Annotated in this window: 16 protein-coding genes and 2 pseudogenes; 8 read left to right on the plus strand and 10 right to left on the minus strand. The window is 63.5% G+C overall.

The features are described from left to right. Positions 1-166: 166 nt before the first annotated feature. Both NJU76_RS06640 and NJU76_RS06645 read right to left on the minus strand, forming a co-directional pair. A complete protein-coding gene (locus NJU76_RS06640; protein WP_254528107.1) occupies positions 167-1,279 on the minus strand; it encodes a transposase in 1,113 nt (370 codons plus the stop codon). Between the two features lie 150 nt (positions 1,280-1,429). Beyond that, positions 1,430-1,987: a KH domain-containing protein gene (locus NJU76_RS06645; RefSeq protein WP_254531995.1), complete on the minus strand. Its 558-nt coding sequence runs from the start codon at positions 1,985-1,987 to the stop codon at positions 1,430-1,432. A 190-nt stretch (positions 1,988-2,177) separates the two neighbouring features. Here NJU76_RS06645 and NJU76_RS06650 point away from each other — a divergent pair, with 190 nt between their 5' ends. Then, positions 2,178-2,936, plus strand: a complete 759-nt coding sequence (locus tag NJU76_RS06650) for a proteasome assembly chaperone family protein (protein WP_254531996.1) — start codon at positions 2,178-2,180, stop codon at positions 2,934-2,936. Between the two features lie 268 nt (positions 2,937-3,204). On the opposite strand, the gene NJU76_RS06655 is transcribed toward NJU76_RS06650, so the two are convergent. The 3 genes from NJU76_RS06655 to rio1 all read right to left on the minus strand — a co-directional run bounded on the left by NJU76_RS06655 (position 3,205) and on the right by rio1 (position 6,127). Then, positions 3,205-3,708 carry a metallophosphoesterase gene (locus NJU76_RS06655; protein WP_254531997.1) on the minus strand — a complete coding sequence of 168 codons (504 nt, stop codon included), beginning with the start codon at positions 3,706-3,708 and terminating at the stop codon, positions 3,205-3,207. Between the two features lie 71 nt (positions 3,709-3,779). Next, on the minus strand, positions 3,780-5,036 hold the full coding sequence (locus NJU76_RS06660; RefSeq protein WP_254531998.1) for a tryptophan--tRNA ligase: 1,257 nt from the start codon (positions 5,034-5,036) through the stop codon (positions 3,780-3,782). Positions 5,037-5,257: 221 nt separating this feature from the next. Next, positions 5,258-6,127, minus strand: a complete 870-nt coding sequence (gene rio1 / locus NJU76_RS06665) for a serine/threonine-protein kinase Rio1 (RefSeq protein ID WP_254531999.1) — start codon at positions 6,125-6,127, stop codon at positions 5,258-5,260. A 194-nt stretch (positions 6,128-6,321) separates the two neighbouring features. Between rio1 and NJU76_RS06670 the strand changes: the two genes are divergently transcribed. From NJU76_RS06670 to ligA, 4 genes and pseudogenes are all read left to right on the plus strand, one after another. Beyond that, positions 6,322-6,744: a 2Fe-2S iron-sulfur cluster-binding protein gene (locus tag NJU76_RS06670; RefSeq protein ID WP_254532000.1), complete on the plus strand. Its 423-nt coding sequence runs from the start codon at positions 6,322-6,324 to the stop codon at positions 6,742-6,744. Between the two features lie 104 nt (positions 6,745-6,848). Then, positions 6,849-7,214, plus strand: a pseudogene (locus tag NJU76_RS06675) (selenium-binding protein SBP56-related protein); the annotation flags it as partial. Positions 7,215-7,225: 11 nt separating this feature from the next. Next, the gene (locus NJU76_RS06680; RefSeq protein WP_254532001.1) at positions 7,226-7,603 is read left to right on the plus strand and encodes a 2Fe-2S iron-sulfur cluster-binding protein; all 378 of its coding nucleotides are present in this window, start codon (positions 7,226-7,228) and stop codon (positions 7,601-7,603) included. An 88-nt stretch (positions 7,604-7,691) separates the two neighbouring features. After that, entirely contained in the window at positions 7,692-9,773 is a 2,082-nt protein-coding gene (ligA, locus tag NJU76_RS06685; protein WP_254532002.1) for an NAD-dependent DNA ligase LigA, read from the plus strand. A gap of 137 nt (positions 9,774-9,910) precedes the next feature. Here ligA and NJU76_RS06690 read toward each other — a convergent pair whose 3' ends face one another. The 5 genes and pseudogenes from NJU76_RS06690 to NJU76_RS06710 all read right to left on the minus strand — a co-directional run bounded on the left by NJU76_RS06690 (position 9,911) and on the right by NJU76_RS06710 (position 13,524). Continuing rightward, positions 9,911-10,099: a multidrug transporter gene (locus NJU76_RS06690; protein WP_254532003.1), complete on the minus strand. Its 189-nt coding sequence runs from the start codon at positions 10,097-10,099 to the stop codon at positions 9,911-9,913. Positions 10,100-10,157: 58 nt separating this feature from the next. Continuing rightward, positions 10,158-11,132 (minus strand): ArsA family ATPase, encoded by a 975-nt coding sequence (locus NJU76_RS06695; protein WP_254532004.1) that lies wholly within the window; start codon positions 11,130-11,132, stop codon positions 10,158-10,160. A gap of 97 nt (positions 11,133-11,229) precedes the next feature. Then, a complete protein-coding gene (locus NJU76_RS06700) occupies positions 11,230-12,201 on the minus strand; it encodes an ABC transporter permease (protein ID WP_254532005.1) in 972 nt (323 codons plus the stop codon). Continuing rightward, positions 12,198-13,130: an ABC transporter ATP-binding protein gene (locus tag NJU76_RS06705; protein ID WP_254532006.1), complete on the minus strand. Its 933-nt coding sequence runs from the start codon at positions 13,128-13,130 to the stop codon at positions 12,198-12,200. The genes NJU76_RS06700 and NJU76_RS06705 overlap by 4 nt, the downstream gene beginning before the upstream one ends. Positions 13,131-13,206: 76 nt before the next feature. Beyond that, positions 13,207-13,524: pseudogene (locus NJU76_RS06710) on the minus strand (DUF7967 family protein). A 176-nt stretch (positions 13,525-13,700) separates the two neighbouring features. Between NJU76_RS06710 and NJU76_RS06715 the strand changes: the two are divergent. The 3 genes from NJU76_RS06715 to NJU76_RS06725 all read left to right on the plus strand — a co-directional run bounded on the left by NJU76_RS06715 (position 13,701) and on the right by NJU76_RS06725 (position 17,110). Next, positions 13,701-14,456, plus strand: coding sequence for a hypothetical protein (locus NJU76_RS06715; protein WP_254532007.1), 756 nt, complete (start codon positions 13,701-13,703; stop codon positions 14,454-14,456). A gap of 26 nt (positions 14,457-14,482) precedes the next feature. Continuing rightward, positions 14,483-16,300, plus strand: coding sequence for an excinuclease ABC subunit C (locus NJU76_RS06720; protein ID WP_254532008.1), 1,818 nt, complete (start codon positions 14,483-14,485; stop codon positions 16,298-16,300). A 309-nt stretch (positions 16,301-16,609) separates the two neighbouring features. Beyond that, the gene (locus NJU76_RS06725; RefSeq protein ID WP_254532009.1) at positions 16,610-17,110 is read left to right on the plus strand and encodes a hypothetical protein; all 501 of its coding nucleotides are present in this window, start codon (positions 16,610-16,612) and stop codon (positions 17,108-17,110) included. The last annotated feature ends 152 nt before the right edge of the window (positions 17,111-17,262 follow it).

Below are 17,262 nucleotides of genomic sequence, written 5' to 3' on the forward strand. Positions count from 1 at the left end.
AGTTCTCGACCGCAGGGTCAAGATTAACCAGTCAACTAGTGTTCACTCCTTGAGCAAACACATTCATCAGACAATCAATTGACCGCAGAAGGGAATGAATGTAGCCTTGCCAGTCGGCAGCGGCGTGCTGACCCGGGTCGGCCCGGGTCAGCCGCCGCACTCTCTGCTAACTGTCTGGAAGAGACAATACAAATAGCCGAAACAGGGCTGTCGAGACTGCCGGCCGGTCGGTCAATACTCGCTGCTCAACGAGAACCAGACACACCAGAATCCAAAGATTGTACAACGCCACAGCGAACAGAAACTCGAACAGTCGCACCGCGAACGTCGGCGACGACGTTCGCGGGAGAAACTCTCCGATCTTCCGATAGGACGTCTCTATCCCCCAGCGACGGCGGTACGCTTCCGCAAACGGTTCGGCGAACTCCACCGAGACGTCACAGTTCGTTACCAGACAGAACGAGTCGTCGTCCCGCGTTCGGTGCGGGACGACGACGAGTGTTACCGATATTCGTCCCGTCGGTGGTTGTTTCCGGACCATCTCGTAGTTGGTGACGAATGTCTCCTCGTCATGGGCGTCAAGCACGCGCTTGACGCCCGGTGTCTTCGGCGCGCGTACGACGAACCTGACGTCCAGATCAGCCAATGTTTGAACAAGTGAAACCCGGTAGAAACTCCTGTCGCAGTAGACGCGGTTGATCTGGACGAACTGGCGAGCGATCTCGATGAGTCGGCGGATGGACTCCCGCAGCGTGCGGGAGTCATCCGCCTCGATCGATTCCCACGCCAGTGTCAGCCGAACCGCTGGATCGACGACACAGAGCGTCACAAATGCGTAGGCAAGGTTCGTTCCACGGTCTGGATTGATCGCACAGACGTGCGGTGTCTCGGCCGAGCCGTAGTAGAGCCACTCGTGAATATCGAGCGCGACGTCGACAGGACGAGCGAACGCCCGCTGCTGGCGGGCGTGAGCGAACGTGGCTGCCCGGACGCCATCGAACTGGGCGCCGATGGCGTCCGGGCTTAGTCCACGAAGATGGTAGAGAAGCGATTTCGCGAGCGGACTCCGTTGCTGAAGGTCAATGTCTTCTCCTCGAGCGAGCTGCAGTTCTTTCGCGGTCGTATGGACAAACTCGCCGTCGAAGGCACTTCGAGCGAGGACTTTCTCAAAGTCCTCGCTCGAATACTGCCCGTTCGATTTCGTCGCAAAATCGAGCCGCGTGAACAACAGAGAGGTAGCTGCACGAGATAGGTGTTTTGCCTCGGTCGCATGGATCATACTGTTGATTCGTCACCGACGACGAAAACGACGACTTAGCTACTTCGGCACCTACTGTGAAGTCATGGGAGGATGTCACAGCTAAACGGTACTCGACCGAGCGAGCGATCGAACAAATCAGATGGAGTCTCGAACAGTGTAGGATTTCGGTCAGGACTGGCTGCCGGGGAATCGATGGTACTCCATTCCCTGATGTTTCATCTCGTTGTGCTTCTCCTCGAGGAAGGAGTATACTGCGCCATGAGGGGCGCCATCCAGGAGCATCTCGGCGGCGCTGCGGACGGCATCGACTTCCTGTGGTGCACCGATAATGCCGAGCGTCGAACCGTAGATGACGACATCCGCGCCAGTCAGTTCCTCCATCAGCTCTCGGGTTCGGCCGCCCTCGCCGATGAGTCGGCCCTTCTTTCGCTTCATGTCGTTTTTGTTACGCGATGCGGCGTCGATGTCGACGATGTCGAACAACATCATGTCGTCCTCGAGCAATCGCAGGGCGTCTTCGGGTGCGAACCCGCGCCCGATGGCGCGGACGATTTCGGGCCCCTTGAGCCCGAGAACGGGATCGCCGACGGTCTCGACGGCGACGGAGCCGTTCTCCGAGTCGATGTCGAGTCGCACTTCCGCTTCCGCCTCGATCTCGCGCATCGTCTCGCCCCCCTCGCCGATGAGAACACCGATGCGGTCCTGCGGAATCTTCACGTGCTGCATACAGACCGCTACTGGCTGGGTGAGGTTAAGACCTTGGTCCGCGAGCACCGGGCGTGAGCTACACCCACGGCAGTAATCGTCTCACGAGGCAACGTGCGACCGGGACGTGTCGACCGGCACGTCGGTTCCGAGCATCGATCCTCACCACCGACGGGGGACGGCATAAGTTTCGGTCCCGCGTAGGATCCGTATGGTATCGGAACCAACGTACGACGTGTCCATCTCGGACGACCGGCGGATCGAGGGTCCCCTGCTCGTCGGACTCTCGAACCTCGGGCTGGCCGGTCTCACGGCCGTCGACCACCTCATTACGCATCACGAGTTCGACCGGATCGGCCACGTTCGATATCGCGGGCTGCCGGGTATCACCCCGGTCGAAAACGGGGAACCGCGACATCCGATCCGTCTGTACGCATCGGCGGAGTCCGACTTCGCCGTCTTGCTCAACGAGCTGTTCGTCCCGGTGTGGGCGGCTGAGGGCTTGAGCGACGGCATTTTCGAGTGGGTCGCAACGACCGATATCGATGAAATCGCCGTTTTTCACGGCGTCCCGTATCCGCACGGGCCAGACGAGCACGACGTTTTCTACGTCGCGACATCGGAGTACGAGGAGCAGCGCCTCGCCGGGGCGGACGTGTCGCCGGTTGGCGGCGGTGTCCTCGACGGCGTCACCGGTGAACTGATGGGACGCAGTCTCGAGAAAGAGGCCCCTCCGATCGGCGCATATGTGACTCCGATCCACCCGCCTGGGCCGGATCTGGAGGCTGCGCTCCGGTTTCTGGGCCTCCTCCGAACGGTTTACGACCTCGATATCGACGACCGGCAGCTCCGCGAGCGCTCCGCAGAACTCCAACAGTACTACGCCGAACTCGCGAACCGCATGGAATCGCTCGACACGCAAGACGGGATGGGGGCTCAGCACTTCCCGGAGGACCGAATGTTCATGTGATCGGCGGTCGCGACGAATCGAGGAATCCTCGAGCAGCGCCAATCGAACGACAGCCGATACGCAACGAGCGTTACAGACGAGTAACGAGCGACGGCTGACGAGCGATTATCACCGAACTGTCGAAACGAGAATCCGGTCATGCAGTCTCGCAATCTTGCTGTCTTGCAGTCTCGCGATCTCGCGCCCGAGCGAAAATGGAACGACTCGAGCGGTCGGCCCGAGAGAGCGCCTACCGCACATCGTTTTGCTCGAGGGGGTGGCGCAGCGTCTACTCGAGAACCGACCGGAAGCGCACCGATTCCGACAACGTATCGAGGATTGCGACGCTCCGGTCCTCGTCGGTCTTCGTCAAGAAGTGTGCGCCGGGATTGAGCACCGTCGTCCGGCCGTCCTCGGAGAGTTCGCGCTGATGGTGGTGACCGTAACAGACGAAATCGTACGTCTCGCCGGCGGCGATTGCCTCGACCTCAGCGAGAGATTCGCCGTGGAGGGCGGCGATGGAGAGGCCGTCGAACTCGAGGTCGGCGAAGCGGCCGTGTAGCTGGCTCTCGCTACCCAGCGAGTCGAACGCAGCCTGGAGATTTGCCGCATCGCCGTCGTTGTTTCCGAGGACGCCGTGGAGTTCGAACTCGTCGAAGTAGGGGACCACTAGCGGAGCGACGAAGTCGCCGCAGTGGATGACGACCTCGACGCCCGCTTCGTGAAAGATCTCGATCGCGCGTTCGGTCGCCTCCGCGTTGTCGTGTGTGTCCGAGATGATACCGATGTTCATACTCGGTTTCGCGAGGGCGAGACACTAAGGCGTTCGGGAGCACCCGAAAGCCGGTACTGTACAGGTTCGTACTATCGCGCCAACGACGGAACGCCAGCTCGCTCGAGTGCCACCCGTCGCTCGCCATCGGTGAGCCGATACGGTTCGAGCGCCTCGTCGAGGGATTCGAGCTCCGAGCGTCGGCGCTGGTGTTCCTCGAGGAATTCGGTAATCCGGTCGATCGTGATCGCTTTCAGTTCGCCGCTGAGCAGGTCGCCGGATCGGTAGTCGGCCGCGATGCGCTCGAGTTCGGCGTCGTCGGATTCGAAGAAGAATCGGAGATACTGAAACGGGACGTCGACCGTCGGATCACCGCCTGTCTCGCGATGTTCCTCGAGGGTAGCCTGACCGCCAGTATAGGCGTGCGTTCGGATCACTTCGGCGACGAGTTCGGGATCCGTGGTGAGTTCGATCGAGGGTGCATCATCGGAGCTACTCATCTTTCCCGGGCCCTCGAGACTCGGGAGAAATCGTCCGAGCAAGGCACCCGGTTTGTCGACGGGGAGGGAGTTCGTCGCGGCGATATCGCGACAGACCCGGACGTGTGGGTCCTGATCGACGGCGATGGGAACGAGCGTTGGCTGTCGCCCGTCGACGAGTTGCGGAAGCAAGAGATGAGTCGCCTGGACCGCGGGATAGAACTGCAGGCCGACGGTACGTTGCTCGCCGTACGCGGCGTCGACTGTCGCCGGCGTGAGCTGCGCCGCCAGTCGAACGGCGATCGGGTAGATCACGTCTGCATCGGCCGTGTCCACCAGAATTCTCGTTTTGTCGGGCTCGAATCCGACGGCGAGCACGTCACAGAGGTTGTCACGCGTGTGCCGTCCGATTGCGTCGAAGGACTGCTCTTTCGCGAGGAACTTTTCGTCGTCCGACAGTGGGATGTAGACCGTCGCCCCGGTCTCCTGCTGAAAGCGTTTCGCGAGATAGAACGGGAGGACGTGGCCGAGATGCATCGGCCCAGACGGTCCCCTCCCGGTGACGATCGCGTGTGGCGAGCCGGATCTGGTAGCTTCGAGGTACGCGTCGACGTCCCGTCCCGCGTAGAAGGTTCGTCGGCGAAGCATGGGACTGTCGGGAAAGCGAGCGATCTGCTCGTCGGTAAGCGGATCGGCCCCGAACTGCTCGAGGAGTTTCTCGTAGTCGATCTCGCCCTCGACGGCGTAGGGGGAGACGGTGACGCTCCCGTCGTTCGCAGTGCTGCGTGTCGCGTCGGTAGCGGTTCGTGTCGAATCAGTAGCGGTGCGTGGTACGTCGGTGTTGGTATCTGTGTGATCGGTTGGTGACATCGGCATCAACGGTCGACTGCGGCGGCTGGAAGACGATTCGAGCGAAAACGAGCGGAGGGAGCATCCGCCACAACAGTCGCCGGGTTAGGCCGCGTCGCCCGCCGCGACGACACTGTCCGCTCTCGAGAGGGGGTGCCAGTGCCAGCCGAGATCGGACGTCATCGCCGTGTTCTTTTCAGCCAGCGGTAAAAAAGATTTCGACGCGACGGTGGTCGACGGAATCACTCTCGAGACGGATCCGGCTCCGGACTCGTAACGAACTCGAGCAGGTCGGCTTCGGTCACGTCCAGTCCCTGGCGGGAGAAAAACGAGGCGACGTTCCGGCAGTCCCGCTCGAGAAAGTCACGACTGTTGGGGTGGTGGACGGTGACGGCCTGCCCGAGGTCGATGAACACCAGTTGGCCCTCGTCGAAGACGACGTTGTACTCGCTCAGGTCGCCGTGGATCAGTCCGGCCGAATAGAGTCGACGCATGTACTCGCGCATGACCTCGTAGGCCGTCCGGGGATTCTCGATGTGGACCTCACCGAGCCGTTTCGCGCGGCCCTCCTCGTTACCGATGTACTCCATGACCAGCACGTTTCGTTCGGCGGCGATCGGTTCGGGCACCCGCACGCCGGCCGCCTTCGCGCGCTCCAGATTCGCCAGTTCCTTTCTGGTCCAGGCGAGGACGACGTCTTTCTTCTTTCCACCCAGGCCCTCGAAGCGCGGGTCGCCCTCGAGATAGTCGCGCATCTGCCGGAAGTTCGAGGCGTTGATCCGATAGATCTTGACCGCGACCTCGCGGTCGTCGCCCAGCGCGTGATAGACGTTGGCCTCCTTGCCCGTCGACAGCGGGCCACCGAACGCCTCGACGTAGCCGTCCTGGACGAGTTTGTACAGCGCCGCGAAGGTCGCGTCGTCGAACACCGACTGCTCGACTTTGAACTGGTCGGCGTCTTTGATGCGCTCCTGAAACTGGTCGAACTCGCGGTCGCGCTCCCGGGCGATCCGATCGGCTTCCGTGTCCGAGACGTCGATCTCCTCCCACTCGTCGCCCGGGGTGTCGGCTTCCTCGAGATCGACCAGTCCGAACTCCGTTCCCTGTCCCATCTATCCGCGCCTACGGGTCGGGAGCGGGTAAAGACTGGGTATCCGCCGACCGCGTTCGGAGTCGCGCCGCCGCTCCCGTCTGCGGCGGTCGAAGGAGAGTTGACGAGAGCCGGGTTCACCCTTTTGCTCCTCTCGGTCGTACCACCGGCTATGAGAAACGCTGGCGAGCGCCGACGGACGGTGGTGACCGGCCGATGACGAGTCACGACGTCACCCTCGAGTGGACCGGTGGGCCGAGCCGGACGATCGAGGTCGCAGCGGACGAAACGGTCCTCGAGGCAGCCCAGCGAGCGGGCGTCCGGCTGCCGTACGACTGTCGGAAGGGGACCTGCATCACCTGCGTCGGTCGGCTGCTCGCCCTCGATGGCGGCGGCGCCGACGCTGATACCGATGCTGAGGCAGACAGTGACGCGGATACCGACGAAGACGAAGACGAAACGGATCGACCGCTCGACGCCGCTGACTGGTTCACCTATCGACGGCCACCGCAGGCGTTGACCGAAAGCGAAGGGGCGGAGGGGTACGTCCTGCTCTGTATCGCGTCACCGCGGACCGACTGCCGTATCGAGGTCGGCCCGCGGGTGCGCGCTGCGGTCGGAGACAGCCCCTGGGCATGACCACTGTCGGTCGCGGTATCGACTGGACCGGCAGTCGGGTCACTCTTTTCTTCGTGCTCGTGGTGGGGAGATTCATGCGCGATAGGTACACACCAGACGACGCCGAGGGCTGGACGTACGACGTCTCGGATCCGTCGATCCCGCGGCGGGCCGACTCGCTCTCGGTCGGCGACAGCCGGGAGGTGCAGGGACGCAAACTGGCGACCGAACCGCAGATGCTACAGCGCTCGCTCGACGGAGAGCGCCTCAACCGGGCGGCCCCGCTGTTCTCCTCGTTTCACGAGGAGTGCTACCCGGCGGATGGAGAGCGGAAGTCGATGATATTCAAAGCCGACGTCGATCCCAGAGCTGGCACCTTCGAACGTGACGAAGACTTCCTCGTCGACTGGGGCGAATGCCCGGCGAGATCGGCCCGCGCCCACGAAATCCGGTGGTCCGACGGCGACTGTACGAGCGACGTCTGGCAGTGATGTCCCGTACGATGAATTCATCGAGCCACGACGTCCGCCTCGAGTGGCCCGACGGTCGGACGCGGACGATCGACGTCCGCGAAGACGAGACGGTCCTCGAAGCCGCCACGTGTGAGGATATCGCGCTTCCGTTCGGTTGTCGCATCGGCGCCTGTGCGACGTGTACCGGACGACTGCTCGAGGCCGCAGCGCCGGACGCAGCAGACGGTGACCGCTCCTCGGTCGCCGTCGAGGATGCGTTCGCGTACCGTCGCCAACCGCGGGCCCTGAAGGATCGACACCGGGACGACGGCTACGTGCTCCTGTGCATCGCATCGCCGCGGGTCGACTGTCGGATCGCCGTCGGCTCGAGCGTTCACACCGAACTGGTCGACAATCCCTGGAAGTGACGACTCTCGACCCCGTTCAGCCCGCTCGAAGCAGACCAGCCGCTCGCGGTCGGTAACGTTAACGGGCCTACGCGGCTACCCTCGAGCAATGTCAGCCGCCGACGAGAACGCGGACGAAGATAACCCCTATCTCCGGAATCCGCCGACCGATTTCGCGCCGGTCGCGGACCTTTCCGAGGACGAGGCCGAGCGGCAAGTGGAACTGCTCCGCGAGGCCATCCGCGAGCACGACCGCCGGTACTACGTCGAGAGCGAGCCGCTGATCGCCGATCGAACCTACGACGCCCTGTTCTCCCGACTGCGAGACCTCGAAGCGGCCTTCGAACTCACCCATCCCGACAGCCCCACGCGGAGCGTCGGCGGGGAACCGCTCGAGGAGTTCGAGACGGTCGAACACGTCGCACCGATGCTCTCGATCGATCAGAGCGGCGAGGCCGAGGACGTCCGGGAGTTCGGCGACCGCGTCCAGAGAGCGGTCGGAAGCGTCCGATACGTCTGTGAACCCAAGTTTGACGGCGTCTCCATGGAGTTCGTATACGAGGACGGCCGCCTCGAGCGCGCGGTCACCCGAGGGGACGGCCGGGAGGGAGACGACGTGACCCGTAACGCACTCACTATCGGCTCCGTCACGCAACGACTCCACGGGGACTATCCGGACTTCCTCGCTGTGCGCGGCGAGGTCTATATGCCCAGAGACGCGTTTCAGGAGCACAACCGCGAGCGCATCGAACGCGGCGAGGAGGCGTTCGCGAATCCGCGTAACGCCACCGCCGGGACGATCCGACAGCTCGACCCCTCGGTCGTCGCGGAGCGTCCCCTCGAGGTCTTCTTCTTCGACGTCCTCGAGGCCAGCGAGCTCGAGGAATCTCACTGGGAGGAACTCGAACGCTTCCCAGAGTACGGCTTGCGGACGAACGACCGCGTCGAAACGGTAGACGACGTCGGAGGCGCGATCGACTACCGCGATCGGATGCTCGAGGTCCGCGACGACCTCGACTACGAAATCGACGGCGTCGTCCTCAAGGTCGATTCGCGAGACGCGCGGGAGGAACTCGGCCGGACGGCCCGCCACGACCGGTGGGCGTTCGCCTACAAGTTCCCTGCCCGCGCAGAGGTGACGCGGATCGCCGACGTGGCAGTCCAGGTCGGTCGAACCGGGCGGCTGACCCCCGTCGCCCTGCTCGAGCCGGTCGACGTCGGCGGCGTCACCGTGTCGCGGGCCAGCCTCCACAACCCCGAGGAGATAGCCGAGAAGAACGTCAACGTCGGTGACACCGTTCGCGTCCAGCGCGCTGGCGACGTCATCCCGTACGTCGAGGAAGTCGTCGAGAAAGAAAGCGAGGGCCACTACGAGATGCCCGATACGTGTCCCGTCTGTGACAGTCCCGTCGAGCGTGACGGCCCAATCGCGTTCTGTACCGGCGGGCTCGGCTGTGACGCTCAGCTACGTCGGTCGATCGAGTACTACGCGGGCGACGACGGACTCGACCTCGAGGGACTCGGCGAAGAGAGCGTCCGCCAGCTCGTCGACGCCGGCTTGCTCACGACGGTCGCGGATCTCTACGAACTCGACGAGGAGGATCTCACCGACCTCGAGGGATGGGGCGAAACCAGCGCCGAAAACCTGCTCGCGGAAATCGATGCCAGCCGCGGGCCGCCGCTTTCGGACTTCGTGTCGGCGCTCGGCATCCCCCACGTCGGCCCGACGACGGCCCGCGAACTTGCCCGCGAGTTCACGAGCTTCGACGCGTTCCGCGAGGCCGCCGAGGAGCAGCCCAAGCGACTCGAGGGGGTCAGCGACGTCGGCGAAACGGTCGCGGAGACTATCCACGATTTCTTCACGAGCGAGGCCAACGCCACCGTGGTCGACGACGTCCTCGAACACGTCTCTCCGCAGGAAGCTGAAGCCCACGGCGGCGACGAACTCGAGGGACTCACGTTCGTCTTTACCGGCTCGCTCGAGGCCATGACCAGAAGCGACGCCAGGGAACTCGTCGAAGCCCACGGCGCGAACGCGACGACCAGCGTCTCGGGCAACACGGACTACCTGGTCGTCGGCGACGATCCGGGCGCGACGAAACGCGAGGACGCCGACGCCAACGACGTTCCCATCATCGACGAGGACGAGTTCCGGGCATTGCTCGAAGACGAGGGCATCGACCTCGAGTGACACTCGTCCCGGAGCCGATGGACGTCGTTATAGCTGTCGTCGAATCGAGCGAGTGGCCGAGCGAAGACCGTGACATTCGAGAATTAAACCCGTCCCTGAATCTGAATCCGAGCTGCGGAACTCCTTGACGGACCGCCCTACCCTCGGCGGGTACGGATCACGAAGACAGCGAGTATGGCAGCGACGACTCCGAGTATCGTTGGAACGAGCTGTCCCGATCCCCACTCCCATCCGAGAAATCGAGTTCCGACGATCGCGACGAAGGCAAACGCCACGCCGATCGCGGTAACGAGCGGGGACGAACTTCGGCCGAGTGATGCCGACATGAATTAATGTAAGATATGCATAATATAAGTGCAGGGGTACCGGCCTCGGTACTGCGGCTCAGTTCGGCAACCGCTTTGCGATCACCGCGAGCGGTTCGCGCCCTTGTGCTTCTCCCTCGAGGTCGGGGAGCGTCACCACGTCGAGATCCGGGAACGTCGTGCGGATTTCGGCCAGCCGTTCCTCGTGGCGCTGTTGACGTGATCGGCAACGCGGACACCCGTCGTGGGGGTCCTCGAGGATCCGATTCACGACCAGTCGCTCGACCGGCACGGCTGCCTCGCGGAGCCGCTCGACCAGCCGTTCCGTCTCGGCGATGGCCATCGACTCCGGGATGAGCACGACGCGGAACTCGGTCCGTTCGGAATCGACGAGAAGGTCGCGAGCCCGCTCGAGTCGAGCCTGAAACGCCGCGAGGTCGTCCGCCTCGTCACGATCACCGGTCATCACCGAAATCGGCCCGAGGAACGCCGTCCGGGCGGCCGATCCGATCCGCCGAACCTGCCCGCGTAACGATTGGGCCGTCTCGAGCGCCAGGCCCATCACTTCTGGCATGTCGAACAGCCGTAACGTGTGGCCCGTCGGTGCGGTGTCGAAGACGATGCTCTCCCACTCGCCCGAGTCAACGTACTCGACCAGCAAATCTAGCGTCGCGATTTCGTCGCTGCCGGCCGGCACGCCGCCCGCGAAGAACCGTTCGATCTCGTCGTCCGAGAGACTGATCCCAGCGCCGCGGAGGTCTTTGGCCAGCGCCCGCGCGAGTTTCTCGTAGCGCTCCTTCTGCGTCTCGGGGTCGATCTCGACGGCCCACAGGCCGCCCGGGTGGTCGGTATCGGACTCGAGCGATCGCAATGGCTCGAGTTCGGTCGGATCCGGCCCGAGATCCGTCTCGAACGAATCGGCCAGTGAGTGGGCCGGATCGGTCGAGACGACGAGGGTCTTCCGGCCGGCGGCTGCCAGTGACAGTCCGGTTGCCGCCGCGCAGGTCGTCTTGCCAACGCCGCCCTTACCGCCGTAGAAGATGCAGTCGGTCACAACGGCTGGTACGACGGGCGATGCCGTAAACGGATTCCCCAACGGAACGATAATCGACGTTTCCGCGAACGGTATTTGGTGCGACCGACGGTCCAGTTTAAATGTCGACGCGATCGAACCGATAGAGTGCGATCACGAGCGGCACGACGATCCAAAACAGCAGAATCAGGAAGGAGAACCAGTCCTGCAGGTAGAACGGTAACTCGCCGCCGAACATCTGTGCGCTGATGTTCGATCCCTGTTCGAGCAAATCAACGTCCGTAAGAAGGGTCAAACCTCTGTTGTATGCCTGGCCAGGATCGAGGTTCGTGATGAAGTACGTCCAGTCCTGCCGTCGCTCTAGGGTCACTTCTTGCCCCTGAAACTCCCGGGTATACGTCACGGTATCGAAGAAGAGGAACTCTCGCTGACCGAGCATCCTAAATACAGTCCCGAGACCGTTCCAGAGACCGTAAAAGAGCAGGAAAACGCAGAAGATCGCGGCTCCGGCGATGGTCGTCGAGCGCGTCAGTGACGAGAGCGAGACGGCGATGCTCGTGTAGGCGACACCATAGATTATCGACATGACGAGCAATCCGCCGTAGTCTGCGATATCGAATCCGCCGAGAAATGCGGCGACGATAGCTGCGGCGAGGACGAATCCGACGGTCAGCGACATCGACAACACGGCCGAGCGGCCGAGTAGTTTTCCGATAACGACGTCCTTTCGCGAATGGGGTAGCGAAAGAAGGATTTTGATGCTTCCGGACTCGCGCTCACCAGCGATTGACTTCCAGCCCAGGATCAGCGCAATCAGCGGCACAATCCACTTGGTCACCTGGCTGACGAGGACGACGAGCATATCGGTCGTCGCTCCCTGTGCCGCGATATCCTCGCCGAAGTACGACAGCGCTCCCGCGATGCCGACCAGTAACAGGAAGAAGAGTGCGCTCAGCCCCCAGAAGAGCCACGAGCGTACCGAATCCTGAAAGTCCTTCTTCGCGACCGCGACGATGCTCCCGGGATGAATCGAACTCGAGGCTGATCCGCCGCCCGAGGACTCTCCCACGGTTCCGGTGTCGGTGCTCATCGTGCGCGCACCTCCGTCTTCGCGCCGGTCGTGTAGGATTGGAAGACGTCCTCGAGCGAGGCCTCGGTCGTCTGGAAGTCCTGTACCTCGATGCCGTGATCCTCGAGCGTCGAGAGGACGGTCGTCTTCGAGCCGCCGACAGCGGCGACGATCGTCGGCGGATCCTCGCCCTCGACGGTGGCGTGGGTGACGTCGTGGAGCGAGCGAACTGCCTGGAGGGCGTCCTGGTCGATCCGGTCGACGGTAACGCGCAGCGACGTGCCGCCGTCGAGGGAGTCGCGCAGTCCCTCGACGGAGTCGACGGCGACCATCTCGCCGTCGCGGAGGATGCCGACGCGGTCACAGACCGCCTCGACCTGCTCCATGATGTGACTCGAGAAGAAGACGGTCGCGCCCCGGTCGTTCTCTTCGCGGACGAGGTCACGCATCTCGCGGGCGCCGTTCGGATCGAGGCCGGTCGAGGGCTCGTCTAAGATGAGTAGGTCCGGCTCGCCGACCAGCGCCATCGCAAGCATGAGCCGCTGAGACATTCCCTTCGAGAAGCCGCCGGCCTTCCTGTCGACTGCGTCCTCGAGGCCCACGCGTTCCAACAGCGCTTCGGGATCGTCGTGGGCGTTCTTGGAGTCGATCGCGAACTCGAGGTGTTGGCGGGCGGTCAGGCGGCCGTAGGTTTCGACACCTTCGGGGAGGACGCCGGTTCGCTGCCGGATGTCCCGGCTGTTTCGTTGTGCATCCATGCCGAGGACGCTGACCGACCCGTCGGTCGGGCGGGCGAAATCCAGAACGATGTTGATCATCGTCGACTTGCCGGCACCGTTGGGACCAAGGAAGCCGAACACTTCACCCTCATCGACCCGGAAGGAGAGGTCGTTCAGTGCGAGGGTCTGACCGAACGATTTGGTCAGGTTGTCGACTGTGATAGCTGGCATGCCCGTACGATCGTAGCGTTACCCGATAAGGTTTTTGACATCACTATTAGGTCTGAAACCATCGTTTTTCACCCGTTTACCCGCTCGCGCCGTCACCTCGGTGAACTAATAAGTGTTGCAGATGCCAAATCGAGTCGTCCGGCCCGTATCGGTCTGCGGTCCGCTCGACTTCTGCGGCGTACCGGTCTCGAGCCTCATCGTCGGCCACCCGCTCGAGTTCGGTTTCGGGGATTTCGATGGCTGCAGTGACGTCGGGGGCGGTTCGCAGCGCCGTCGACGATCGCTGGCGTTACTGGTAGCGAGCGCCGTCCGTAGTCGCGTAGACGAGCGTGACGAAATCGGGGTCGCTCGGTTCCCGTTCGACGAGTCGACACTGCACTGACGTCTCACTCAGACGGGGCCGATTTGGGGACGGTTACCAAAATGTACCGCGTCAGTACGATCAGGATCTGGAACGCGCTCCCTGTTACTACGCTGCGACGTACTCCACACCGCTATGCTCCCCCTACTCGTGCGAACGAGCCCCGAGGTACTTGGGGATCGACGTCGGACCAGTGACGACGAGCACCGATGGCCGAGACGAGAGGGGAGCGCGTCGACTGCTGGACCGATCACGTCGACCAACTCTGCGACGACGGGGAGACCGTCGAGCGACGCGTCGATCTTGAGGATGCGACGGTCGTCGTCACGAATCGTCGCGTCATGACGTTTACACCCGAGTCGGACGGACCACACTTTCGCCACATCGATCGACCGAACGTGGGGGCCGTGAGCGTCGAAACGACCGAGCGACTGAGCCAGCTCGTCTGGGGGATCGCTGCGGCCGTCGTCGGAGTCGGATTGGTGGAGACGGCGAGGGCCATCAGATTCACCGAGTACGTCCCGGGGTTCGAGTTGCAGGCTGTCGGCTCGCTCCCGGGAGCGAACGCCATCGAGAATCTCGTGAACGGCGCGCTCTCGGCGATCGAAACGGCACTTCTGATACTCGACTGGGCGATTCTCCTGAGCGGCGGTGTGGCGTTCGCCGTCGCGACCGCGTTCGTCGTCCGCTACGTCCGCTCGCGATCGTACCGGCTCGTCCTCCGAATACGCGGCCACGACGATCTCGTGTTGCCCGTCGGTGACGCGGATCTCGAGGCCGACCTCGTCACCGACCTCGAGGCCGCGATTCGGCCGGGGTCGACGCTCGGAGGAAGTTCACCGGCTGATGGTCACGCTGGCGTCGACGACGGCGATACGCGGCTCGGGAGCGACCGACGTGGCGATGACCGGGATCAGAACGATCGGCCCGGCGCGGAGTGGTTGGGAGACGAGGAGTCAGGCTGAAACCCGCCGACGTTCTAGACCCGTCGATGAACGACGATGGGGTTCGCGAGCGTGCGGGATCGTTGCCTCGTGAGCCGGGCGTCTATCAGTTCCGCGAGGGCGAAACGACGCTCTACGTCGGAAAGGCAGTCGATCTCCGGGATCGGGTCCGCTCCTACGCCGATCCGCGAAGCGCGCGGATCCGCCGGATGGTCGACCGCGCCGACGGGATCGAGGTCGCCGTCACCGACACGGAGACCCAGGCACTGTTGCTCGAGGCGAACCTGATCAAGCGCCACCAACCCCGGTACAACGTCCGACTCAAGGACGACAAGTCCTATCCGATGGTCCAGGTGACGGTCCACGATGCGCCTCGGATCGAGATTACGCGGGACCCGGACGGCAAGGCCCACGGCGCTCCGAGTGCGAGTAGCGCGGACCGGAGTTCCGCGAACCGTTCGAGTGGACCGACTGTCTTCGGTCCCTACACGAACAAGGGTCAGGTCGAAATCGTCGTGAAAGCGTTGCGAGAGACCTACGGCGTCCGCGGCTGTTCCGATCACAAGTACGCGGGCCGTGACCGTCCCTGTCTCGACTACGAGATGGGGCTCTGCACGGCACCCTGTACCGGCGAGATTGACCTCGAGAGCTACGGCGAGGACGTCGCCGCAGTCGAGCGCTTTCTGGAGGGCGAGACGGGGATTCTCGCAGATCCGCTGCACCGGGAGATGGAAGCCGCCGCACAGGAGCAGAACTTCGAGCGCGCGGCGAATCTGCGGGATCGCCTCGAGACGGTCGAAGCCTTCCACGGTGAAGGTGGCGAGGCGGTCCAATCGGTCGGCGACGAGCGGGCCGTCGACGTCCTCGGGGTCGCTATCGAGGGGGAGGACGCGACCGTCGCCCGACTCCGCGCAGAAGACGGCAAACTGATCGAACGCGACCGGCATATGCTCGAGGCGCCCGGCTCAGCAGGAGTCGACGCCGACGGCGATTCGGACGGGGTCCCGGGGGTTCTGGCGGCCTTCCTCGTCCAGTACTACGCCGAACGCGACCTCCCGGACGCGCTCCTGCTGCCGGAACGCCACGGCGACGGAGAAGTTGCGGCCTGGCTCGAGGCCGAAGGCGTCGCCGTCCGCGTCCCGGGGGCGGGACGGGAGGCCAAACTGGTCGAACTCGCGCTGAAGAACGCCCGGCGGAACGTGGGTCGGCACGACGAGTGCGGAATGCTCGCGGACGCCCTCGAACTCGAGGCGGCCGGGCAGATCGAGGGCTTCGACGTGAGCCACGCCCAGGGGAAGTCGGCGGTCGGAAGCGACGTCACCTTCGTCGATGGAAGCGCCGAAACGGCCGACTACCGGCGGAAGAAGCTCACCGATCAGAACGACGACTACGACAATATGCGCGCCCTCGTCGAGTGGCGCGCACGCCGCGCGGTCGAGGGGCGCGACGACCGGCCCGACCCCGATCTGATACTGATCGACGGCGGCGAGGGGCAACTCGAGGCCGCCCGCGACGCGCTGTCCGAAGTCGGCTGGGACGTTCCGGCGGTCGCACTGGCCAAAGCAGAGGAACGGGTGATCACCCCGGACCGGGAATTTTCCTGGCCGAGCGACGCGCCGCATCTGCACCTCCTCCAGCGCGTTCGAGACGAGGCTCACCGATTCGCAGTGCAGTACCACCAGACCGTCCGAGACGAGGTCAAGACGGTGTTAGACGACGTCCACGGCGTGGGTCCCGAAACCCGAAAGCGACTCCTCGGTCGCTTCGGTAGCGTCGAAAACGTCCGCGAGGCGAGCCTCGAGGACCTCCAGAGCGTCGAGGGAATCGGCGCGAAGACGGCAGAAACGATCAAGTCGCGCCTCTGATACGGTCTGCTGTAACGATGCACCGGTGAAACCGCGACCGTCCTGCGGTTTCACCGGTAATGACGTACAGTAGTCCGTATGAGAGAGTGTCGAGACAGCATCGTCGGCGCGTAGACGCGTCGCGACCAACGAGAGTGGTCGCAGCCGAGGGGCAGTGGGGTACGTGGAATATGGGCGCAGAGTGAGCACGGCCATGCCTGACGGAAGCTGTTCGGCGGCCTCGATGATCGCCAGCCCGGGATACAGGTGGCCGAAAGTGCCGGGTCCTGCCGGCTCAGCCCTTTTTTGCTCTGGAACCGGAGTCGAAGCATGCCGACTCACTTGAGTGTCGAACAGGTTCACTGGTGGCTCGACCAGAACGCCGTGCAGGACGTAACGTCCCACCCGCAAGAGGAGACGGAGTTCAACCTCCAAGTAACTCTCTCGCGTCTACCGATACATCTCATCAAAGAAGAGAAGCGGGGTCCGGTCAGGGTCGTCGGGCGCAGCGCGTTCGATACAGAACGGGCCAGGCGGCTCGTTCGCGAAGACGAATCGCGGTCGGAGCTGTTGCGCCAGGTCGGGCCAGTGCTCGCGTCGACGCCCGGCTTCTACACGTTCCTCGACGAGGAGGGGCAGGCCTGTGACCTCCGGGACGCCGAGACGATCCAATTGGAACATCGAATCTATCCGGGCGAAGCGACCCAGCAGTCGATGATGGATAGTATAATGGGCATCGCCACCGGGATGCGCTTCGTCCAGAACGTGCTCGCAGCGACCCACCTCGGTCCGCCGTCAGAACCTGACGAACGCGCCGACGAAGACACCTGAGGAGGGGGCCCCACCGTCGGTGAAACGCAATATAGGACTCGTTCGGGTGTCCCGACACCCGTCGAGACGATTCGAACGCATCGACATCGGACAGAGGGTATATTCTCGAACCGGAAGCTGTGGATACCGGAACTGCGAGCTATCAGTCGTCG

It is taken from the genome of Natrinema gelatinilyticum, from assembly GCF_024266705.1.
GTDB classification, from domain to species: Archaea; Halobacteriota; Halobacteria; order Halobacteriales; family Natrialbaceae; genus Natrinema; species Natrinema gelatinilyticum.

Coding starts and splice junctions, on each gene's coding strand:
- ligA (WP_254532002.1), top strand. CDS start 7,692: ATGTCAGCCGCCGACGAGAACGCGGACGAAGATAACCCCTATCTCCGG.
- NJU76_RS06715 (WP_254532007.1), top strand. CDS start 13,701: ATGGCCGAGACGAGAGGGGAGCGCGTCGACTGCTGGACCGATCACGTC.
- NJU76_RS06670 (WP_254532000.1), top strand. CDS start 6,322: ATGACGAGTCACGACGTCACCCTCGAGTGGACCGGTGGGCCGAGCCGG.
- NJU76_RS06705 (WP_254532006.1), bottom strand. CDS start 13,130: ATGCCAGCTATCACAGTCGACAACCTGACCAAATCGTTCGGTCAGACC.
- NJU76_RS06690 (WP_254532003.1), bottom strand. CDS start 10,099: ATGTCGGCATCACTCGGCCGAAGTTCGTCCCCGCTCGTTACCGCGATC.
- NJU76_RS06655 (WP_254531997.1), bottom strand. CDS start 3,708: ATGAACATCGGTATCATCTCGGACACACACGACAACGCGGAGGCGACC.
- NJU76_RS06660 (WP_254531998.1), bottom strand. CDS start 5,036: ATGTCACCAACCGATCACACAGATACCAACACCGACGTACCACGCACC.
- NJU76_RS06680 (WP_254532001.1), top strand. CDS start 7,226: ATGAATTCATCGAGCCACGACGTCCGCCTCGAGTGGCCCGACGGTCGG.
- NJU76_RS06650 (WP_254531996.1), top strand. CDS start 2,178: ATGGTATCGGAACCAACGTACGACGTGTCCATCTCGGACGACCGGCGG.
- NJU76_RS06720 (WP_254532008.1), top strand. CDS start 14,483: ATGAACGACGATGGGGTTCGCGAGCGTGCGGGATCGTTGCCTCGTGAG.
- NJU76_RS06700 (WP_254532005.1), bottom strand. CDS start 12,201: ATGAGCACCGACACCGGAACCGTGGGAGAGTCCTCGGGCGGCGGATCA.
- NJU76_RS06645 (WP_254531995.1), bottom strand. CDS start 1,987: ATGCAGCACGTGAAGATTCCGCAGGACCGCATCGGTGTTCTCATCGGC.
- rio1 (WP_254531999.1), bottom strand. CDS start 6,127: ATGGGACAGGGAACGGAGTTCGGACTGGTCGATCTCGAGGAAGCCGAC.
- NJU76_RS06640 (WP_254528107.1), bottom strand. CDS start 1,279: ATGATCCATGCGACCGAGGCAAAACACCTATCTCGTGCAGCTACCTCT.
- NJU76_RS06725 (WP_254532009.1), top strand. CDS start 16,610: ATGCCGACTCACTTGAGTGTCGAACAGGTTCACTGGTGGCTCGACCAG.